This window comes from Pseudoalteromonas ulvae UL12 (assembly GCF_014925405.1).
In the GTDB taxonomy this organism is placed as follows: Bacteria; Pseudomonadota; Gammaproteobacteria; order Enterobacterales; family Alteromonadaceae; genus Pseudoalteromonas; species Pseudoalteromonas ulvae.
On the sequence record NZ_AQHJ01000028.1, the window covers coordinates 151423 to 172882 of the forward strand.

Here is a 21460-nt window from a genome sequence, read left to right on the forward strand (position 1 = left end):
TTAGAAGCTGAAAATCATCGATGTGCATATTTTAAGGGGTCAACGTGCAAGAACGCCGTAAGATAAAACTCGACCCACTCAAGATAACCATCAGATGGTTAACTTTGTTATGCTGGTTGGTTTTTTTGGCTGCGCTGGTGGCTTTTCATTATGCGCGACCAGAAATTGAATACGGTCTTATTCGTTACTTTGATTTAAGTGTTCGTAGTACCTGGTTAGGCACTCCCAGAGATGTGTTAATTTTGCTGTTATATGTGTGCAGTGGCTTAAGTCTGGTGACCATTTTCTTGAATCGCTTTCGTGCGAGGCGACAAAGTGATAATCTGCGGATTAATTTGATCAGTTTATTGATTATTTCTATTTCATTTCTTTTAGTTGTCATTTTATAACATGAAACAAGTTTTTATATTACGTGGGCTACCTGGTAGTGGCAAAAGCTTTTACGCAGAGCAATTAACAGATGAGCTAGTTAAGGGAGATGAGAATCAATTCTTAATTTGTTCTACGGATGATTATTTTTATCAAGAGGGAAGCTATCAGTTTGATAAATTTAAATTACCTGAGTATCACAGCCTCAATCTAGCGCGCTTTATCCGTGGATTGGCCCAAGAAATTCCTCTGGTGATTTTAGATAATACCAATATCAAAAAATGGGAATTTTTACCCTACTTAGAAGTCGCCCATGCGATGGGTTATCAGGTTAAAGAAGTCATTGTTGGTGATATAAAAGATAAATCATTACAGCACCTTTATAGCCAGCGAAACAGCCACGGTGTGGCACTTAAAACCATTAGTAAAATGGCCTATATGTTTGAATGGTAAAAAGAATGCATCAATAATAAACTGATGCATTCCTCTGTCATTTAACGCGTTATGAGGCTAACACGGTATAAATGGCCTGACTGAGCTTTTCTATATCTGGTTGTTTACTGATATAGGGAGGCATTAAATAAATTAGCTTGCCAAAAGGGCGGATCCAAACGCCTAATTCGATAAATCGTTTTTGGATGTCAGCAACATCAACGATATGATCCACCTCAACAACCCCAATAGCACCTAAAACACGCACATTAGTGACGCACTTTAACTCACGACAAGGCGCAAGAGCCACATTCAGCCAGTCATTGATCTGTGATACTTGCTTTAAGCAATCGGTACTTTGCAATAATTGGATACTGGCACACGCAACAGCGCAAGCCAGTGGATTACCCATAAATGTTGGGCCATGCATTAACACTCCGGCTTCGCCTTCGCTGATCCCTATGGCGATTTTGTCTGTGGTTAACGTGGCCGATAACGTCATGTAGCCACCTGTTAATGCTTTGCCGATACATAAAATATCTGGTTCGATTTGCGCATGCTCAACAGCAAACCATTTTCCTGTCCGGCCAAAGCCTGTGGCAATTTCGTCGCAAATCAATAAGATATGATACTGATCACACAAATGTCGAACGGCTTTTAAATATTCAGGGTGATAAAAGTTCATGCCACCTGCATTTTGCACGATAGGTTCAATAATGAAGGCAGCAATGTCTTGATGGTGCTGGTTAAAATACGTTTCAAGAATAGAGACTTCATTGTGATCAAATTCTTCACCAAATTGACTCTGTGGAGCAGGTACAAAGACGTGTTGAGGTAAAAAACCTTGATAAAGGCTATGCATCGAGTTAACAGGATCGCAGACACTCATCGCTGCAAAGGTATCGCCGTGATAGCCTTTGTGGGGCGTCATCAGTTGATTTTTTCCGGTGATCCCTTGGCTTAACCAATATTGTAAGGCCATTTTTATCGCCACCTCAACACTGACTGAGCCACTGTCAGCTAAGAATACCTTGTTGAGTGAGGGAGGGGTGATCGCCACTAATTTTTTGCAAAGCTCGACAGCCGGTGCGTGAGTAATGCCACCAAACATGATATGGCTCATATCTTTTAGCTGTTCGTTCACTGCGGCGTTCAAAACTGGGTGGTTATAACCATGGACTGCGCTCCACCAAGAGGCCATTCCATCAATGAGTTTTTCACCTGATTCGAGGTATATAAAATTTTGCTCTGCATGGGTGACCGGGTAAACAGGTAAGGGCGCGGTCATAGACGTATACGGGTGCCAAATATGATTTTTATCAAAATTGAGGTCGATAGGTTGTTTTTTGCTCATATGTAAACTTGGTTTGCTGCGTAAATGTTGACAATCAAAGGTTGCTCCGTAGACTAACCCAATAAGTGCGATAGAGACAAACTAAAAGAGAACACTATGCAACCTGCCGTTATTCGTCATGACTGGACTGTCAGCCAAGTTAAAGAATTATTCGAACAACCTTTTAACGATTTATTATTTCAAGCTGCATCAATTCATCGTCAAAATTTCAAGCCAAACGAAGTTCAAATTTCGACCTTATTGTCTATTAAAACAGGAGCTTGCCCTGAAGACTGTAAATACTGTCCACAATCGGGTCATTATAAAACAGATCTTGAACGTGAACGTTTAATGGAAGTTGAAAAAGTCATCGAGCAAGCCAAGCTTGCCAAAAGCAAAGGTGCAACCCGTTTTTGTATGGGCGCAGCTTGGTCAGATCCTAAAGATCGTGACATGCCATATATTGAACAAATGGTTAAAGGTGTCAAAGAGCTCGGTTTAGAGACGTGTATGACGCTTGGCATGCTTGATAACCAAAAAGCACACAACTTAAAACAAGCAGGGCTCGATTACTACAATCATAATCTTGATACATCAGCTGAATATTATGAGCAAATTATCACGACCCGTACTTATCAAGATCGTCTCGATACGATTGATCATGTTCGTGACGCCGGTATGAAAGTATGTTCAGGTGGTATTGTCGGGATGGGCGAAGAAGCTAAAGACCGATTTGGTCTGTTAATGAGCTTGGCAAATTTACCGCAACAACCTGAAAGTGTGCCTATTAACATGTTGGTAAAAGTCAAAGGGACGCCACTTGAAAATGTAGAAGATTTAGAGCACTTTGATTTTATCCGCACGATAGCTGTGGCGCGTATTATGATGCCAAAAAGCTATGTGCGATTATCAGCAGGGCGAACCGCAATGAATGAGCAAATGCAGTCAATGTGTTTTTTTGCGGGTGCAAATTCGATTTTTTATGGTGATAAACTCCTCACAACCGAAAACCCAGAAGCTGATGCGGATATGCAATTGCTTAAAAAGCTCGGCATGAAACCTGAAGAGCGCCAAGATTATTCTGATGAAGCCTATGAGGCGTCTTTATCGTCAGCCATTGCTGATAAAGAAACCGCTGGTCTTTTTTACGAAGCGCAGTAAATGGCTTTTGATTATATTGCTGAGCAATTGTGCGAACGCAAATCACAAGCGCTCTTTCGTGAGCGCTTTTTAATAAGCAACACACAAGATTGTCGGATGACGGTTGATGGTGTCAGTTATTTAAATTTTGCCAGTAACAATTATTTAGGCTTAAGCAGTGCCTTGCCAAACACCAGCCAAGCAGGTAGCCACAGTTCTCCATTAGTGACAGGCTATGTGCAAGCGCATGCGGATTTAGAAACATACTTAGCCAGTGAGCTAGGTTTTGAAGCGTGTTTGTTATTTAGCTCAGGTTTTAGTGCCAATAGTAGTGTGCTTAAAACCTTGATGTCTCATGCTGAGAGTGAAATTTTTCAAGATAAACTCAACCATGCAAGTTTAATTGACGGAGGCTTAGCTGCAAAAGCGGCTATGACTCGCTTTAATCACAACGATCTATCCCATCTTTCGCGGCGTTTATTAAAATCAAAAGCCAAGCATAAACTCATTGTTTCAGAAGGTGTCTTTTCGATGGACGGTGATACCGCACCTATCGAAGCGTTATCGGCACTTGCAAAACAACATGATGCATGGCTAATGATTGATGATGCACATGGCTTTGGTGTACTCGGACAGCATGGTAAAGGCAGTTGTTATCTTGATGAAGGTATTAAACCAGATCTGTTGATTCTAACTTTTGGCAAGGCGGTCGCAAGCAGCGGTGCTTGTGTACTTTGTAGCCGCGAAGTGCGCGATTATTTGATTCAATTTAATCGAGATTATATTTATTCAACAGCTATGTCCCCTATGGTGGCTGAGATCACCTTGCAGCACATTCAACGCCTGTTTCACGCAGATGATTTACGTCATAAACTGACAAGTAATATTCGCTATTTTAAACAACTGTGTAATGAGCACAATATTGCTTTAATGTCCTCTTCGACGGCGATTCAACCTGTTGTCATTGGTGATGCGGATACAACCTTAACGGTTGCCAATGAATTAAAAAAGCGAGGTTTTTGGGTCGGGGCGATTCGCCCGCCAACCGTTGCTTATAATACCGCACGTTTACGGATCACTTTAACAGCGTCGCACAGCCAAGCCGATATTATGTCATTAGTTAATCAGTTGAAGCAGTTATTATGAGCGCTGTTGTTATAAACACCCAAAAGCTAAAAGCTCAGACGCAACTTAAGTTTTCTAACGCTGCAGCCAATTATGCACACAATGCCCAAGTCCAGCAGCAAAGTTCACAGCAGTTATTTGAATTTGTGCAATCGCACCCAACGGGGATTTGTCTCGACTTAGGATCGGGGCCAGGTGTCAATTGTGATATGTTACGAACGTATTTTCCTCATGTCATCGCGATGGATTTAAGTTTTAATATGTTAAGTACCTTCGAACAAGGCATTGAGGTAACACGTTGCTGTGCTGATATGGATAGCTTACCGTTCCAGTCATCCTCTTTAGAGGCGGTGTTTAGTAACTTTGCGAGCCAGTGGTCGAGTGATTTTTCATCATTAATCAATGAACTGTATCGAGTATTAAAACCAGGTGGACGAGTATATTTAACAAATGTACTGTCGGGTTCATTAGATGAAATTCGCATGGCGTGGCAAGCGATTGATTCAGAGCCTCATATCAATGAATTTTTATCGGTCGAGCATTTCTATGCTATTGCAGAGCAATCTGCTTTTAACGTTAAGCATTTGGATCATCAGGTTCATCAGCAGTATTTTGTCCGACCCATTGATGCATTGCGTTCGATTAAAGCCATTGGCGCAAACACTAAGCTGAGTCACGCATCCTCGGGTCTAATGGGCAAACAGCAGTATCAGAATTTATTACAGGCTTACCCTGCAACGGATCGCGGGTGTGCGGTCAGTTATCATGTCGGATATATGGTATTAGAGAAATGAAACAATTTTTTATTACAGGCACAGATACAGAAGTAGGCAAAACACACATCAGTTGTTTATTACTTAAATTTATTCAAAATTACGGCCATCGTGCCTTGGGGTTTAAACCGATTGCAGCCGGTGCTGAAGAAGCCTTTGGGCAATGGGTTAATGATGATGCGCTGTCGTTACTCGAAAGCAGTAATGTTAATGTGCCATACAATACCGTTAATCCATTTGTTTTTGCTGAGCCCATCGCGCCCCATATAGCGGCAAAAAATACTGGTAAAACAATCACGCTGGCAAGTTTGTCGGCAAGTTATCGTGCAATTAAAGCCACAGATGCTGATTATTTACTTACAGAAGGCGCGGGGGGCTGGGCATTACCCATCAATGATACTGATTATTTGTACGATTGGGTTAAAGCCGAGAACTTACCAGTTATATTAGTGGTGGGGTTAAAACTCGGGTGTTTAAACCATGCGTTATTGACGCAGGCTCATATGCAGCAATTAGGCATTAATTGTGTGGGTTGGATTGCCAATCATATTGATAACACTATGCTCGAGCAACAAGCCAATATCGCGTCACTAAAAGAGCGCCTAACCATGCCATTATTAGCCATCGCCCCTTATGCTGATGAGCAAGCGAAATTGCAAGTTCATGATGTTTTATTAGATGCCCTCAAACTGCGCTAACGCCACCTAAAATAAGCATTTATTTACTGTGTGTTTAGTTTAAATTTATTTATTTGAATGCTTTCGATTGTGCTTGAGTCTCTGTAAAGACTGAGGCACACTCACGCAAAATTCCCGGGGTTATTCATCGCCAGTCATGACATTTTGTAACACAAATCTGTCTAAACTGACTTGGCTTTACTGTTTACACCCCAATATCAAAGTTAATCGATGTTGCGAAAGTGCACGTATCGATTACTAGGTATATTGCTTAACTATGAGGTTACTATGAAACGCGTTGTTCTTTTTTTAATTACTAACTTAGCTGTAATGCTAGTGTTAGGAATTGTGTTATCGATATTAATGAGCGTCTTTGGTATTGATAACCGTAGTCTGGGTGGGATCTTAATGATTTCAACTGTGTTTGGTTTTGGTGGTTCGTTTATTTCTTTGTTTATGTCAAAGTGGATGGCGAAAAAATCAACTGGGGCGTTGGTGATTGAACAACCGCGTAATGAAACAGAGAAGTGGTTAATTGATACAGTGGCAGCGCAGGCAAAAAAAGCAAACATTGCGATGCCAGAAGTAGCCATTTATGACAGCCCTGAAATGAATGCTTTTGCTACCGGTCCAAGCAAAAATAATTCGTTGGTCGCGGTGAGCACTGGCTTGCTCCACAGTATGAATGCCGATGAGGCAGAAGCCGTTTTAGCCCATGAAGTATCGCATATTGCCAATGGTGATATGGTGACGTTGACGCTTATTCAAGGTGTTGTTAATACCTTTGTTATCTTTATTTCAAAAGTGTTAGCGGGCATAGTCGATAATTTCTTAAATAGTTCTGAAGAAGAGAATTCAGGCCCATCATGGACTTATTTTATATTCGATATGATTTTCCAAATTGTATTTGGTATTTTAGCATCGGTGGTCGTGGCTTACTTTAGTCGTAAACGTGAATTTGCCGCAGATAAAGGCGCGGCTGATTTAGTGGGCGCTCATAAAATGCGTGCAGCGCTTGAGCGTTTACAAGCAAATCATCCTTCGCAGTTACAGGGTTCGATGATGGCATTTGGTATTGCATCAGGCAAAGGCGTTGCGGATTTCTTCTCATCTCACCCGCCGCTTGAAGAGCGAATCAACGCATTACGCTAATTTTTGAATAGTTGATAAATGAAAAGCGCTGTAAAAACAGCGCTTTTTTTTGTTTCAGAAACTGATCCATTTGGTTATAGGTGATCACCTATCATCTAGTTATAGTGGATAATTACATTTGTTCCAGTTAATTCTACAATTAATCTGATTATTTATTTTCTGACTGCGTACGTGCGAGTGCATTGGGTAACAAAACCTCTACTACTTCACGGGCGTCTAAGGTATAGCGAATACCATCAAACATTACTGAGGTTTTTTCGTTGATACTGGTGATGCCAGTGAGTGTCCAACCTTCACCTCTTTTTGGGCAATAAACAGTGGTAGTTGGTTGAATTACTTTAAATGTATCAGTCATTTAAAACTCCATAAACACTAAATTGGTGTGTGAATTACTTGGGTATTTTGCTACTCAGCGGCGGATTAAAATGTTAGGCTTATATTTGAATTTACCAACCATAATACCACGCATAAATAGGGAAGGTTGCATTAATGATTAAACAACCTGACTTTGTGACCAAACGCTTAAAACTGTTGCCAATTTCACATCGCCATGCAGCCTCTTTATGGCCAATATTATCACACCCCATGGTTCGTCAGTACAACGATATTCCTGAGTTTGTGGATAAAACGGAGTTTCGTGATTATTTACAAACAGATATTGAACTTTGGTATCAAGGCCACGGAGGACGTTGGGTGATTGATTTCCAAGGGCTGATTATTGGGAGTTGTGGCTTGTATCCATTAAATGATGAATGTAGCCATTTACAGCTGAGTTTTGAATTATCACCTGATTATTGGCGACAAGGTTTAATGTACGAAGCCTGTAGCAGACTGTTAGAAGTATCTTTTTCTGAGTTAAATATCCCTAACAGACCCATTTTTGCACGCTGTAAAGCGCAAAATGTGCAAAGTATTACTTTACTTGAAAAGCTAGGGTTTAAATATGCAACTCAGACAGAGCAATATCATGAATACACAAAGTAAACAGAGAGAACACATCATACTTATATTTATTAATAAATATATCGCATCGATAGAGTAAAAAATAAAGAAGGCTTATCAAAATAGGTGGGAATAGATAGTCGAATAAGGTCACTCGTCGCGAAAGTTCACCACGAGTAACCAAGTCGTTTATTTATACAAACGCGGTATTTGTGTTAACCAATTATATGGATCGTCACAGCGACCGTTTTGAATATCAGAATACAATTGATAGAGCTTTTTCGTAACTGGGCCAACCTGTCCATCGGCGACTTGAATAATAGTATTATCTTCAAAGATGTATTCACCTACAGCAGACACAACAGCCGCAGTACCAAAACCGCCAGCTTCGACAATTTCACCTGAGCGCACATCGGCAATAAAATCATCAATCATGATGGTTTCTTGCTTGATTTCACAGCCTAAATGTTCGCCTAGCGCTAACACCGATTGCGACGTAATTGATTTTAAGATTGTATCAGTAAATGTTGGGATGATCAGCGTGCCATCTTTTCGGACATGAAAGTGATTCATGGCGCCAGCTTCTTCAATTTGTTGATTATTGGCATCTAAATACAACACCTGCGCAGCACCAAATTCTTTCGCTGCGGTGGCGGCTCTCAGCGATGCCGCGTAATTTCCTGATGCTTTGGCTGCACCTGTGCCACCACTGACGGCGCGGTGATATTTTTTAGACACTAATAATCGAATTGCACTATTGTTGCCATCTGGGTAGTACGCGCCACTTGGACTTATTACGACACAATAGGTGTATGCATTGGCACTGCGCACAGATAAATTATCTTCAGTCGCGAACATAAATGGGCGAATATAAAAACATGCTCCCTCTTGGCGAGGAAACCAAAGGCGTTCAACATCAATTAACGCTTCAATCGCTTGTTTTTGCATCTCAGCTGGAACATGAGGCATGCATAAAATACTGGCTGAGGTATTTAAGCGTTCGATGTTTTTATCGAGTCGAAACGTATAGATTTCATCGTTTGGGTGAAGAAATGCTTTTGCTCCTTCAAAAATGGATTGACCATAATGTAGCGCCATTGCACCCGGTGATATCGGTAACGGGCCAAAAGATGTGACCCGAGGATTTTGCCATTGTCCATCAGCGTAATCCATTACAAACATATGATCGGTTCTGATGCGACCGAAGCCGATGTTTTCTGTTGGTTGATAGGGCGTTGAACGGCGCTGTGAGGCTGATTTTAGTTGATATTTTATTTCCACTGGGGCTACCTAGACTGTCTGATGATGCTTTTTTATTGACGATAAATATATCGCTGAAGACTCAATTGACACAAAAAGCATGTTGTAAACGTTAATATGCATGCATAATGTATTTGTTTTATACAAAATGCAAACCTTCTATGTTTTATCCTTTTAACGGTGTGATTTGCGCTGATTGCTCACTAAAGCTAAGCCTGTTAAACGCGTATTAATAGTCGCAAATACCGCCTAGTTACGCTAAAATCCCAGCAATTTAAAAATACAGTAATAAGTCCACATAGTTTATGCGGCGGGGGATACACCTATCTTAAGTACAGCAAATATCACCATGCAATTTGGTGCTAAGCCTTTATTCGAAAATATCTCAGTTAAATTTGGTGAAGGGAATCGTTACGGTTTAATTGGCGCCAATGGTTGCGGTAAATCAACGTTTATGAAGATATTAAGTGGTGAACTTGAGCCTTCTGCTGGTAATGTCAGTGCCGATCCCAACGAACGTGTCGCTAAACTAAATCAGGATCAATTTGCTTATGAGCAATATTCTGTCATCGATACCGTGATTATGGGTCATAAAGAGTTATGGGACGTTAAACAAGAACGTGACCGTATTTATTCACTTCCTGAAATGACTGAAGAAGATGGCATGCGAGTCGCCGATCTCGAAACTGAGTTTGCTGAAATGGACGGTTACTCAGCTGAAGCCAAAGCAGGTGAGTTGCTCTTAGGTGTTGGTATCGATGTTGCCCAGCATTATGGTTTGATGTCAGAGATCGCACCAGGATGGAAATTACGAGTGTTACTCGCGCAAGTACTGTTTGCTGAACCCGATATTATGCTGCTTGATGAGCCAACCAATAACTTGGATATCTATGCAATCAAATGGTTAGAAGATATTTTGAACCAGCGTAATTGCACTATGATTATTATTTCTCATGACCGTCACTTTTTAAACTCAGTGTGTACACATATGGCGGATATCGATTACGGTGAGTTACGCTTGTATCCGGGTAATTATGATGAGTATATGTTTGCAGCGACACAAGCACGCGAGCGTTTATTATCTGATAATGCGAAGAAAAAAGCTCAAATATCTGAACTTCAGCAGTTTGTTTCACGTTTCTCTGCTAATGCATCAAAAGCAAAACAAGCAACCTCTCGAGCGAAACAAATTGATAAGATTCAATTAGCAGAAGTCAAAGCGTCAAGCCGTCAAAATCCGTTTATTCGTTTTGTTCAAGAAAAGCAGTTATTTCGTAATGCATTAGAACTTGATAATTTAACTCAAGGATTTGAAGGCACATTGTTCGATAACTTGACCGGGTTAGTCGAAGTTGGCGAGCGAATCGCAATTATTGGTGAAAATGGTGCGGGTAAAACCACATTGCTAAATACCTTAGCGGGTGTATTACCGCCTAAAGCTGGGGCATTTAAATGGTCAGAAAATTCAAATATTGGTTATTATGCGCAAGATCATGCTCATGATTTTGAAAAAGACCAAACATTGTTTGAATGGATGGAGCAATGGCAACAACCTGGTGATGACGAACAAGTTGTCCGTAGTTATTTAGGTCGTTTACTGTTTTCTCAAAATGATATCACTAAGTCAGTGAAAGTCATTTCAGGGGGAGAACAAGGTCGCATGTTATTTGGTAAGTTAATGATGCACAAACCAAATATTTTGCTAATGGATGAACCTACCAATCATATGGATATGGAATCAATCGAGTCTCTAAATACAGCCCTAGAAAACTATGAAGGCACACTGCTGTTTGTCTCTCATGACCGTCAATTTGTCTCGTCATTGGCAACCCGTATCTGGGAAATCAAAGACGGCAAAATAATTGACTTCCAAGGTACTTATGATGAATACCTTGCGACAAAAGAAGCGTAATGTATAACTGATATTCAAAAAGCCATGCAATAAGCATGGCTTTTTTGTTTCAGAGTCTTCGCCTTAACAAAGGGGGTGTGTATAATGCGCGCTTACCCTTTACAGTATCGTTTTAAAAATTTTTTCATGAGGAGTCGTTATGAAAGTTGGCATTATTATGGGTTCAAAATCGGATTGGCCGACCATGCAGCACGCTGCAGATATGTTAGACCGTTTTGGCATCGATTATGAAACTAAAGTTGTTTCAGCTCACCGTACTCCTCAATTATTAGCTGATTACGCATCATCTGCCGCAGAGCGCGGTATCAAAGTGATTATTGCCGGTGCCGGTGGCGCAGCGCATTTACCGGGTATGGCTGCCGCGTTTACTAGTTTGCCAGTGCTTGGTGTACCAGTAAAATCAAAAGCCCTAAACGGGGTTGATTCTTTACTATCTATCTGTCAAATGCCAAAAGGCGTGGCTGTTGGAACATTGGCTATTGGCGATCCTGGAGCTGCCAATGCAGGTTTACTTGCTGCGCAAATTTTGGGTTGTCAGCAACCTGAAATTTTTGCCAAGATTGAAGCGTTCCGTAAAGAACAAACTGAGACTGTCCTAGCTAATCCTGATCCTGCGATTTAATCATGAATGTTTTAATTTTAGGGGCCGGTCAGTTGGCTCGAATGATGAGCTTAGAAGGTGCACCCCTTGATCTGAATGTGCGTGCCTTTGATGTTGGCTCAAACCGAATTATTCATCCTGTCACACTCGATGAATATGAATTAACCCTTGAACAAGCGATTGCTGATGCGGATGTGATTACTGCTGAGTTTGAGCATATTCCTGATCCTGTGCTCGCGCTTTGCTGTCAAAGTGGCAAGTTTTACCCAGGTAAAGCTGCAATTAAAGCGGGCGGCGATCGTGCAATCGAAAAAGCATTGCTTGATAAAGGGAACGTACCATGTGCCCCTTATCAATTGATCACCGAAAAACAGCACCTCATTCATGCTGTTACAAAGCTTGGGAAACCATTAGTGATTAAAACTTGCCAAGCCGGTTACGATGGCAAAGGGCAATGGCGTTTAAAATCAGAAGACGAGATAACACAAATTTGGTCAGAAATGGCTGATTTTATTGCATCTGGCACTGAGCAGTTTCCACATACGATTATTGCTGAACAAATGATCCCTTTTGATCGTGAAGTATCAGTGATTGGTGCGCGTGACAAAGACGGTCGTTTTGCAATTTATCCTGTGACTGAAAATCAGCACACTAATGGCGTGCTAACCTTGTCTTTAGCTGGTTTCGTTGAGGCGTCTATCCAGCAACAAGCGGTCAGCGCATTCAAAAACTTAACCACTGAAATGGATTATGTGGGTGTCATGGCGATTGAGTTTTTTGATGTTGACGGCACCTTAATGGTCAATGAAATTGCGCCGCGAGTCCATAACTCTGGACACTGGACACAACAAGGCACGCCATGCAGTCAGTTCGAAAACCATATGCGAGCTGTTGCTGGACTTCCTTTAGGGGATGTGAGTTTGCAAAAACCAAGTGTGATGATTAATGTGCTCGGTCAGCCGAATATTCCACATCAAGTGCTGGCGATTGCTGATGTGAAAAGCCATTGGTACGGGAAAAGTCAAAAACCGGGCCGTAAAATGGGCCATATCAATGTTTCAGGTCACAATGCAGCTGAATTAGCCGATAAATTAATGCAGTTAACTGAGTTCTTGCCGGAGCAAGATTACCCAGGAGTGCGAGCCACTGCAGAGCGGTTAAAAACACTTTAATACTAGGACAACCTCTAAGCCGAACATAATTGTTCGGCTTTTTTATGAGTCATTCAATGGTCAATCATCGTATTACAATTCATAAAGCGAGTTATGTTTTATTGCTGGCTGTGTGTTTAACGCCAGTGATAGGATCGGGCACTGCATTAATGTTAGGGTTCTTATTCACCGCATTGTTTGGTAATCCTTTACGTGAACATGCCGCGAAACTGAGTAAATGGACATTAAAGTGCGCTGTCATTGGCTTGGGCTTTTCAGTGGATGTCAATCAAGTACTGCAAGTCGGACGTGACTCGATTGTCCTCACGCTAGTCAGTATTACCGCGATTATTGGTTTGGGCGAAATACTGACCCAATGGCTGAGAGTTGCACGAAATACTGGATTGTTAATCTCGTTTGGAACTGCGATTTGTGGCGGCTCAGCCATTGCCGCAATGGCGCCCGTTATTAAAGCAAAAGATGATGAAATTGCTGTAGCATTAGCCATTGTTTTTGCACTTAATGCGCTGGCTTTATTTATTTTTCCTGTTGTAGGTCATTATTTTAACTTGACTGAGCAACAATTTGCTTATTGGGCGGCGCTTGCCATACACGATACCAGCTCTGTTGTTGCAGCCTCTGCTTCATTTGGCGCGGCATCAGTGGCGCTCGCAACCACGATTAAATTAACACGTGCCATGTGGATTATTCCTTATACCGCTATCGCAGGGGTATTTTGGAAATCAGAAGAGCGGGCGAGTATTCCGCTATTTATTGTTGGATTTGTGCTTGCTGCTTTGATCAATAGCGAGTTTCCACAGTATCAGTCAGTGTGGTCGGCACTCAGTGCTGGTGCTAAACACATCTTAATTATGACGTTGTTTTTAATTGGTTCTGGCATGTCTTTACAGACCTTAAAGCAAGTCGGGCCAAAACCATTCCTAATGGCGATTATTTTATGGATAATAGTCAGCAGCTTAATGTTGTTGATGATTATCGATGGAGTCATTTAATGACGATGAAAAACAATAAAAGTGAATTAGAAAAAGTCACTCTTGAGCATCAAGCAGCGAAGCTGTTTATGACATTATACGAGGCACAATACGCCATCCCAATGCGCCATATTTGGCATAATCAACCGGCAAAGCCGGATGTCAGCTGTTATCGAAATGGCCACAAGTTGGACTTAGAAATTGCACATTTATATGGCTCAGAAACTGAGGCAATGGCGGTACTTGGTCGGTCGCTTTCAATAGAAATGGAGCAAGCTATTGCACAAATGGCAGAATCTGATTCTGCCATTCGCCTTAAAAACGCATTAGGAAGATTGCTCAATAATAAGGCAAATAAGAGATACGACAGTCAGCAAGTATGGTTGGTGATCCGCAATGCAAGTAGCTGCTGGACGCAAGACGACTTACAAAGTGCGCTTAGTGATATTCCCATAGCAGAACAGCATCCATTTAAAGAAATTTGGTTAATTGCTGATTTTTATGGCAACAATGGTTTAATAAAAATATTTTGAATAAAAATTGAACTTAGCTTGAATATCAGACTCTATATTATTGAAGCAATCATCCCCGATTGTTTTACCCTAAATTGCTAGCGCAGAGTATTCGGTCAGCCTTGAGCTGACCTTTTTTTATCTGAAACTCGACCAATTGACAGTTTTGCTTGCCCAATTCAATTGCTATTTGCTGTTTATATTTGTTTAATAAAGGCAATTTTAGCTGAGTATGAAGAAGCAATATGAAAAACAAATCGTTAGTCGCATTGGCCATCACCGCAAGTCTCACCCTCACCGCATGCCAAACAACACAGATCACACAAGCGACAGTGGCGCCAAGCGTCGAAGTCATTAATCAAGCCAATCCTAATCAAACAGCTGAGAAGAACATCACGTTAGAGCAAGCCATGGCGCATCCTGATTGGATTGCACGCTCGGCGGAGCGTAGCTATTGGGCGGCTGATTCAAGCTCGGTATTTTACGCTCAAAAACAAGCAGGCTCTGAGCTTCGAGATATTTTCCATCAACCTATTTCTGGTGAACAAGCGCATTTAGTTTCAGATGAAAAACGCCATCAGATTGGTAGTCGCAGTGCCGTATTCAACCAAGATAAGTCGCTTCAAGCATATGTGTTTAAGGGCAATGTATTTGTTAACAACATCAAAAAATCAACACTTACACAACTTACACGCAGTAATGAACGTGCCTCTGATTTACAGTTTTTAACTACGGGTGAGTTAGTTTATCGCCAAGGTAATGGCTTTTTTGCGGTGAATTTGACCAGTGGTTTTACCCAGCAATTAGTCCAATTAAATTTAGCTGATGAACCAAAAGGTGTCACAGAGCCCACGTCTTATATCGCCAAAGAGCAACACAAGCTGATTGATTTTGTGGCCTTAACTCATAAAAATAAAAAACAGCGTGCAGAGCAAGATAAGCAATTATCGGACACTAATTCGTCGGTATTTACCAATCAATTTTACTTAGGCAAAGGCCAAGAGCTGGTTTCTGCAAGTTTATCTCCAAACGGTCAACAAATGATTGTGGTGATCAAAGCTAAAAGTAGCTGGCGTGATGATTCAGATATTATGCCAAATTACATCACTCAAGATGCTGGGATTGAGTCTGTCCCTGCCAGACGCCGTGTTGCGGATGAAAAATCATCTGGTTCAACAGTGTTAATGCTGGATCTAGATAAAAAAACACAAACAGCACTTACTTTTGATACATTACCAGGTTTTGATGAAGACGTGCTGGCCAGTGTTAAATCTGAAAACTATGCGCGAGATGGCAAAACCTATAAAAGTGAGCGTAAAGCTCGCGATATTAATTTGATGATGGACTGGGGATGGAGCCAAACAGCCATTCAATGGAATGCTGCTGGTGATCAAGTCGCGCTGATGCTCGAAGCATGGGATAATAAAGACCGCTGGATAGCGACGGTTGATTTTGAAAACGCACGTTTTGTCTCACAACATCGTTTGCATGACACCGCATGGGTTAATTATACCTATAACGATTATGGCTGGTTAGCTGATAACTCAACTCTGTACTTCTTATCTGAAGAATCTGGATACAGCCATATTTACACCAAACAGTTAAATGGCAAACCACAACAGCATACACAAGGACAATTTGTAGTCTCTAATCTTACGTTAGATACGAAAAACAATCGTCTGATTTATAAAGCCAATAAAAAACACCCAGGTATCTATGAGGTGTATCAATTGGATTTAGCAAATAAAACGAGTACAGCACTGACCGAACTCAATGGTATGACAGATTATCAATTAAGCCCTGATAGTCAAAAACTGCTGTTAACCCATTCAAAACTTGTTTCACCTCCTGAGTTATTTGTGGCTAATGCAGAGCCTAATGCGCCGATAACACAATTAACAGACACAGTCACAGAGCAATTTAAACAAACCCAGTTAATTGCGCCAAAAATTGTTGCAGTACCATCGAGCCACACTAGCCAACCGATTTATGCAAAAGTGTACTACCCAGCAGACTATGTCCCTGGTGAGCAAGGTAAAAATCGAAAAGCTGTGATTTTTAATCATGGTGCGGGTTATTTGCAAAACTCTCATTTAGGGTGGTCTGGCTATTTTAGAGAGTTTATGTTCCATTCATTGCTCGCAAGTGAAGGGTATGTCGTAATGGACATGGATTACCGTGCATCGAAAGGTTACGGACGTGATTGGCGCACCGCTATTTATCGTCATATGGGTAAACCTGAAATTGAAGATTTAGCTGATGGTATTACGTGGATGGTTGATAACGTTAATGTCAACAAAGACGCGGTCGGCACCTATGGCGGATCTTATGGCGGGTTTATGACGTTTATGGCCTTAATGACACGTCCGGAACTCTTTCAAGCGGGGGCTGCGTTACGTCCTGTGAGTGACTGGGCCCATTACAATGCCCCTTATACCTCGAATATTTTGAATCACCCAGATGTTGATCCAATCGCGTATGAGCGAAGTTCACCTATTTATTTTGCACAAGGGCTAGAGGATCCATTATTAATTAACGCGCCTATGGTCGATGACAATGTATTCTTCCAAGATGTGGTTCGTCTTGTTCAGCGTTTTATCGAGCTTGAAAAAGAAGACTTCGAAACAGCTATTTATCCCGTTGAACCACACGGATTTCGTCAACCTTCAGGTTGGTTAGATGAATACCGTCGTATTTATAAATTGTTCAAAGAAAATCTATAGTAAAAACACCGCAACAACAAAAACGCCACATTAATTGTGGCGTTTTTGTTTCTTTAATAGAACAACCAGCCAATAACAGCTGCCAGCAAATGCTCCTAACAAATGGGATTCAATCGCCACTCGCGCATCAATTAAATCACTTAACTCTAAATTAGGTCCTTGTAAATGTTCAAACACGATTTTGCCCCATACGCCAAAAAATAGCAGATACCCCGAGCGATGACCTTTTTGTGTGTCTATGATAGCGCCAACGATAATCATGCCATGCAATACACCACTTAACCCGATATAAATGGCTGTTTGCGGATAAAACAAAAATAACCCTAAACTAATGCAAAGAGATAAACCGAATAATAATTGAGCATAAAAAGAGGGGCGATAGTATTCACCGTGCAATGCCCAAATTAAAGCGATGCCAGCACTGTTTAAAAGTAGGTGGTTGATATTTGAATGGACAAAGTGGCCAGTAATCATCCGCCACAATTGCCCTTGTTCAATTTGGTTGGTGTTGTATTGCAACAAAGTACCCAGATCAAGCAGCTGAAAAATCGCTGCAATAAGCAGTAATAACAACGGGCTGATTAGGTAGTGGCGCTGTATCGGGAGGTTCAACATTTTACTTATATACTTATAATTATTTTGCTTATTGTGCCAAGTTAGTTTTAATATGCCAACAAGATTAAAAACCGACAGACACCACATGCTTAGATTGACAGCTTTATTCATTACGACCCTAATGCCTTTTATCGCGCTTTCGGCGCCAAACTTGCCCAGAGAAGATCGTGAGCCAGAGGCCAAAACCGGTTTTGAACAAAAAACAACGGTTTCAGGAAAGAAGTATATGGTGGTCGCTGCCAACCCGTATGCGGCAAAAGCAGGCCAAGCCATACTAGCCAAAGGGGGCAGTGCGATTGATGCTGCGGTTGCTATTCAAGCCGTACTTACATTAGTTGAACCTCAGTCGTCTGGTATAGGTGGTGGCGCGTTCTTGATGCACTTTGATAAGGCAAAAAATCAACTGATCACTTACGATGGCAGAGAAACAGCCCCAAGCGCCGCGACATCATCATTGTTTTTAGATGCCAAAACCGGTCAAGCTGTTCCTTGGATAAAAGCGGTCGTAGGCGGGCGCTCGGTGGGAGTGCCCGGTGTGGTGGCTGCCATGAGCAAAGCCCATCAACAGCATGGTACTTTGTCTTGGGCTGAGTTATTTGAGCCGGCCATACAATTATCACAACAAGGGTTTACCGTTTCGCCGCGATTAGAGAAATTACTCAGTAAGAAATTCAACCCTGGTGTTCATCAAATAGCAGGCACAAAAGACTATTTTTTCCCAAATGGTGAAGCACTAAAAGCAGGAAGTTTGAAGAAAAACCCGCAATTAGCCGCTTTTTATCAACGTTTAGCCAAAGAAGGCGCAAAGGCTTTTTATCATGGAGATAATGCAGAAAAAATAGCTCACACTGTTCAGAATTCTGCGATTGCACCCGGTGTATTAACGGTGAGCGATATTAATCAGTATCAAGCGAAAACCCGCGAAGCGGTCTGTGCGCCATATCATCAATATAAAATTTGCTCTATGGGGCCGCCAAGCTCTGGTGGGGTTGCAGTCTTACAAATATTGAAACTCCTTGAACATAAGAACATCGGGCAATATCAACCAAATTCAAAAGAGGCATTACATTATTTTACTCAAGCATCGCGTCTTGCGTTTGCTGACAGAGATGTGTTTTTAGCGGATCCTGATTTTAACTCTATTGATGTGACACAACTTTTAACTCCAGAATATTTAAATACCCGTTCTAAACTGATTAAAGAACGGGATATGGGGCTTGCTGTAGCAGGGGATCCGGCTATCAAATTGACTAAAGTCACTGATGATGCCTATGAATTGCCTTCGACCAGTCATTTTTCAATTGTCGATGCGCAAGGTAATGCTGCTTCGATGACAACATCGATTGAGATGGCCTTTGGTTCAACGTTAATGGTCAATGGGTATCTATTAAATAATCAGTTAACCGATTTTGCGCTAAGCCCCGAAAAAAATGGCCAGCCATTAATTAATCGTGTTGAACCTAACAAGCGCCCGAGAAGTTCTATGTCTCCTGTGATTGTATTTAATCAAGACGGCAGCCTGCGTTTGATTATTGGCTCGCCTGGCGGCAGCCGAATTATCAATTACGTTGCCCATACGATGATTGCGGTACTTGATTGGCAATTACCGGTTCAAGAGGCAATTAACTTAGCCAAAATTACCAACAGAAATAAAGTCACCACCCTAGAAAAAGACACCGAGCTTGCAGAGTTAAGTGAATGGTTCAGCGAGAAAGGGCATACAGTACGCGTTGCAGATTTAAATTCTGGTTTACACGCAATTGAGCTCATAGACGGGCAATTACTTGGTGGAGCCGACCCTCGACGTGAAGGGGTGGCTTTATCAGAAATGAGCCATTAAATACAAAGCGGCATTGGCCGCTTTTTAATGAGCTGTTATGGCTGTAATGAGAATGTTAAAAAGCAGATTAAATTAATTTTCAGTGGTCAGCTTAGACGCTTTTTGCTTGTAATTTTATGATTAACAGCAATAATCATCGGTTATACTTTATAGTCGCAAATTAACTTGCTTGAGATCAAATGAATAATAAAGATACCAATAATTTTCTATATATCCCGCATTCAGGTCCTAAACTGATCGAAACGCCTTTATTGAACAAAGGCAGTGCATTTACTAAACGCGAGCGTGAAAGCTTCAACTTAGCGGGTCTGTTACCACCACGTTTTGAAACAATTGAAGAACAAGTTAAACGTTGTTATCAGCAGTATTCAAGTTTTACTGATAATCTAAATAAACATATCTATTTGCGTGCCATTCAAGATAACAATGAAACCTTGTATTACCGCTTAGTCCGCGATCATTTAGAAGAAATGATGCCAATTATTTATACGCCTACCGTGGGAGATGCGTGTGAGCAATTCTCTGATATCTACCGTAGCGCACGTGGCTTGTTTATTTCTTATGAAGATCGTCACAATATCGATGATATTTTACGTAATGCCACAAAAGGCAAAGTAAAAGTCATAGTAGTCACTGATGGTGAGCGGATCTTAGGTCTTGGCGACCAAGGGATCGGTGGAATGGGGATCCCAATTGGTAAGTTAGCGCTTTATACTGTGTGTGGTGGGATCAGCCCAGCCTATACCTTGCCTATGATGTTAGATGTCGGAACCAACAATGAAAAACTGTTGAACGACCCAATGTACATGGGCGCTCGTCATAAACGAATTAGCCAAGAAGAATATGATGAATTTTTAGATTTATTCATCAATGCAGTAAAACGTCGCTGGCCTAATGTATTACTTCAATTTGAAGACTTTGCTCAGCCTAATGCAATGCCACTGTTAAAACGTTACCGCAATGATATTTGTAGTTTTAATGATGACATTCAAGGCACTGCAGCGATAACTGTTGGTTCTTTACTTGCGGCGTGTCGCGTCAAAGGACAAAAACTCTCTGATCAAAAAGTCGTGTTTGTTGGCGCAGGCTCAGCAGGGTGTGGTATTGCGGAGCAGATCATCAGTCAAATGGTGTTTGAGGGAGCATCTGATGAACAAGCGCGTAGCCAAATTTTTATGGTTGACCGCTTTGGTTTATTAACCGATGGCATGGAAGGGCTGAGAGATTTCCAACAAGCGTTAACTCATACACCTGAGCAGCTTAGTGATTGGAGTTATAGTGGTGAATATGCGTCATTACTTGATGTTATGCACTGTGCAAAACCACAGATTTTAATTGGTGTATCTGGTCAGCCGGGTTTATTTACTGAGCAAGTCATTCGTGCCATGCACCAAGGCTGTGAAAAACCGATTATTTTCCCTTTAAGTAATCCTTCTAAACAAGTTGAAGCAGTCCCTCAAGACGTCATTACTTGGACACAAGGACAAGCGATTGTCGCAACGGGCAGTCCTTTTGAACCCGCTGAGTACGAAGGAAAAACATACCCAATTCCACAATGTAACAATAGTTATATTTTCCCAGGTATTGGTTTAGGGGTTATTGCATCTAAAGCAAAAATAATAACCGATGAAATGCTGATGGTATCAAGTGAAACATTAGCGTCATCATCACCTCTTGCCAATACAGGAAAAGGAAGTCTTTTGCCGGCTCTGACTAAAATTGAAGAATTAAGTAAAGAGATTGCTTTTGCGGTAGCGAAAAAAGCAATTGAGCAGGGGGTTGCACTGGAAATATCCGATGATGCAATTTGGGCTGCGATTAATCGTAACTACTGGATGCCGACTTACCGTGATTACAAACGAGTCAGCATTTAAGAGTTAAGATGTAAAAACGCCGCGTTAAGCGGCGTTT

General features: G+C 41.4%; 20 protein-coding genes. 16 read left to right on the forward strand and 4 right to left on the reverse strand.

The features are described 5' to 3' along the window. The first annotated feature begins 44 nt into the window (after positions 1-44). Positions 45-389, forward strand: coding sequence for a hypothetical protein (locus tag PULV_RS10995; RefSeq protein WP_086745010.1), 345 nt, complete (start codon positions 45-47; stop codon positions 387-389). Position 390: 1 nt separating this feature from the next. Then, on the forward strand, positions 391-822 hold the full coding sequence (locus tag PULV_RS11000) for an AAA family ATPase (RefSeq protein WP_086745011.1): 432 nt from the start codon (positions 391-393) through the stop codon (positions 820-822). 49 nt (positions 823-871) lie between these two features. Here the strand turns inward: PULV_RS11000 and bioA are convergent, their stop codons facing one another. After that, on the reverse strand, positions 872-2155 hold the full coding sequence (bioA, locus tag PULV_RS11005; RefSeq protein WP_193331727.1) for an adenosylmethionine--8-amino-7-oxononanoate transaminase: 1284 nt from the start codon (positions 2153-2155) through the stop codon (positions 872-874). A 96-nt stretch (positions 2156-2251) separates the two neighbouring features. Here bioA and bioB point away from each other — a divergent pair, with 96 nt between their 5' ends. The 5 genes from bioB to htpX all read left to right on the forward strand — a co-directional run bounded on the left by bioB (position 2252) and on the right by htpX (position 7001). Next, positions 2252-3295, forward strand: coding sequence for a biotin synthase BioB (bioB, locus tag PULV_RS11010; protein WP_086745013.1), 1044 nt, complete (start codon positions 2252-2254; stop codon positions 3293-3295). Next, positions 3296-4420 (forward strand): 8-amino-7-oxononanoate synthase, encoded by a 1125-nt coding sequence (locus PULV_RS11015; RefSeq protein ID WP_193331728.1) that lies wholly within the window; start codon positions 3296-3298, stop codon positions 4418-4420. Continuing rightward, positions 4417-5193 carry a methyltransferase domain-containing protein gene (locus tag PULV_RS11020; protein WP_086745015.1) on the forward strand — a complete coding sequence of 259 codons (777 nt, stop codon included), beginning with the start codon at positions 4417-4419 and terminating at the stop codon, positions 5191-5193. Before PULV_RS11015 ends, PULV_RS11020 begins: the two co-directional genes overlap by 4 nt. After that, complete coding sequence (bioD, locus tag PULV_RS11025) at positions 5190-5870, forward strand: dethiobiotin synthase (RefSeq protein ID WP_086745016.1); 681 nt, start codon at positions 5190-5192, stop codon at positions 5868-5870. Before PULV_RS11020 ends, bioD begins: the two co-directional genes overlap by 4 nt. A gap of 267 nt (positions 5871-6137) precedes the next feature. Then, on the forward strand, positions 6138-7001 hold the full coding sequence (gene htpX, locus PULV_RS11030) for a protease HtpX (protein WP_086745017.1): 864 nt from the start codon (positions 6138-6140) through the stop codon (positions 6999-7001). A 148-nt stretch (positions 7002-7149) separates the two neighbouring features. Here the strand turns inward: htpX and PULV_RS11035 are convergent, their stop codons facing one another. Continuing rightward, positions 7150-7356 (reverse strand): hypothetical protein, encoded by a 207-nt coding sequence (locus tag PULV_RS11035; RefSeq protein WP_086745018.1) that lies wholly within the window; start codon positions 7354-7356, stop codon positions 7150-7152. 134 nt (positions 7357-7490) lie between these two features. Here PULV_RS11035 and PULV_RS11040 point away from each other — a divergent pair, with 134 nt between their 5' ends. Further along, a complete protein-coding gene (locus PULV_RS11040) occupies positions 7491-7985 on the forward strand; it encodes a GNAT family N-acetyltransferase (protein ID WP_086745019.1) in 495 nt (164 codons plus the stop codon). A 147-nt stretch (positions 7986-8132) separates the two neighbouring features. On the opposite strand, the gene PULV_RS11045 is transcribed toward PULV_RS11040, so the two are convergent. After that, positions 8133-9224, reverse strand: coding sequence for a branched-chain amino acid aminotransferase (locus PULV_RS11045; protein WP_086745020.1), 1092 nt, complete (start codon positions 9222-9224; stop codon positions 8133-8135). A 304-nt stretch (positions 9225-9528) separates the two neighbouring features. On the opposite strand from PULV_RS11045, the gene PULV_RS11050 reads away from it, so the two are divergent. From PULV_RS11050 to PULV_RS11075, 6 genes are all read left to right on the forward strand, one after another. Then, positions 9529-11115 (forward strand): ABC-F family ATPase, encoded by a 1587-nt coding sequence (locus PULV_RS11050; protein ID WP_086745021.1) that lies wholly within the window; start codon positions 9529-9531, stop codon positions 11113-11115. A 139-nt stretch (positions 11116-11254) separates the two neighbouring features. Further along, positions 11255-11737 (forward strand): 5-(carboxyamino)imidazole ribonucleotide mutase, encoded by a 483-nt coding sequence (purE, locus tag PULV_RS11055; protein WP_086745022.1) that lies wholly within the window; start codon positions 11255-11257, stop codon positions 11735-11737. Positions 11738-11739: 2 nt separating this feature from the next. Beyond that, positions 11740-12888 carry a 5-(carboxyamino)imidazole ribonucleotide synthase gene (locus tag PULV_RS11060; RefSeq protein ID WP_193331729.1) on the forward strand — a complete coding sequence of 383 codons (1149 nt, stop codon included), beginning with the start codon at positions 11740-11742 and terminating at the stop codon, positions 12886-12888. A gap of 44 nt (positions 12889-12932) precedes the next feature. Further along, positions 12933-13880 (forward strand): YeiH family protein, encoded by a 948-nt coding sequence (locus PULV_RS11065; protein WP_405127488.1) that lies wholly within the window; start codon positions 12933-12935, stop codon positions 13878-13880. Between the two features lie 5 nt (positions 13881-13885). Further along, positions 13886-14392 (forward strand): hypothetical protein, encoded by a 507-nt coding sequence (locus PULV_RS11070; RefSeq protein WP_193331869.1) that lies wholly within the window; start codon positions 13886-13888, stop codon positions 14390-14392. Positions 14393-14616: 224 nt separating this feature from the next. Beyond that, positions 14617-17094, forward strand: coding sequence for a S9 family peptidase (locus PULV_RS11075; protein WP_193331730.1), 2478 nt, complete (start codon positions 14617-14619; stop codon positions 17092-17094). Positions 17095-17124: 30 nt separating this feature from the next. On the opposite strand, the gene rrtA is transcribed toward PULV_RS11075, so the two are convergent. Next, positions 17125-17709, reverse strand: a complete 585-nt coding sequence (gene rrtA / locus PULV_RS11080) for a rhombosortase (RefSeq protein WP_193331731.1) — start codon at positions 17707-17709, stop codon at positions 17125-17127. Positions 17710-17830: 121 nt separating this feature from the next. On the opposite strand from rrtA, the gene ggt reads away from it, so the two are divergent. Beyond that, positions 17831-19549, forward strand: a complete 1719-nt coding sequence (gene ggt / locus PULV_RS11085) for a gamma-glutamyltransferase (protein ID WP_227009401.1) — start codon at positions 17831-17833, stop codon at positions 19547-19549. A gap of 179 nt (positions 19550-19728) precedes the next feature. Next, entirely contained in the window at positions 19729-21423 is a 1695-nt protein-coding gene (locus PULV_RS11090) for an NAD-dependent malic enzyme (protein WP_086745027.1), read from the forward strand. The last annotated feature ends 37 nt before the right edge of the window (positions 21424-21460 follow it).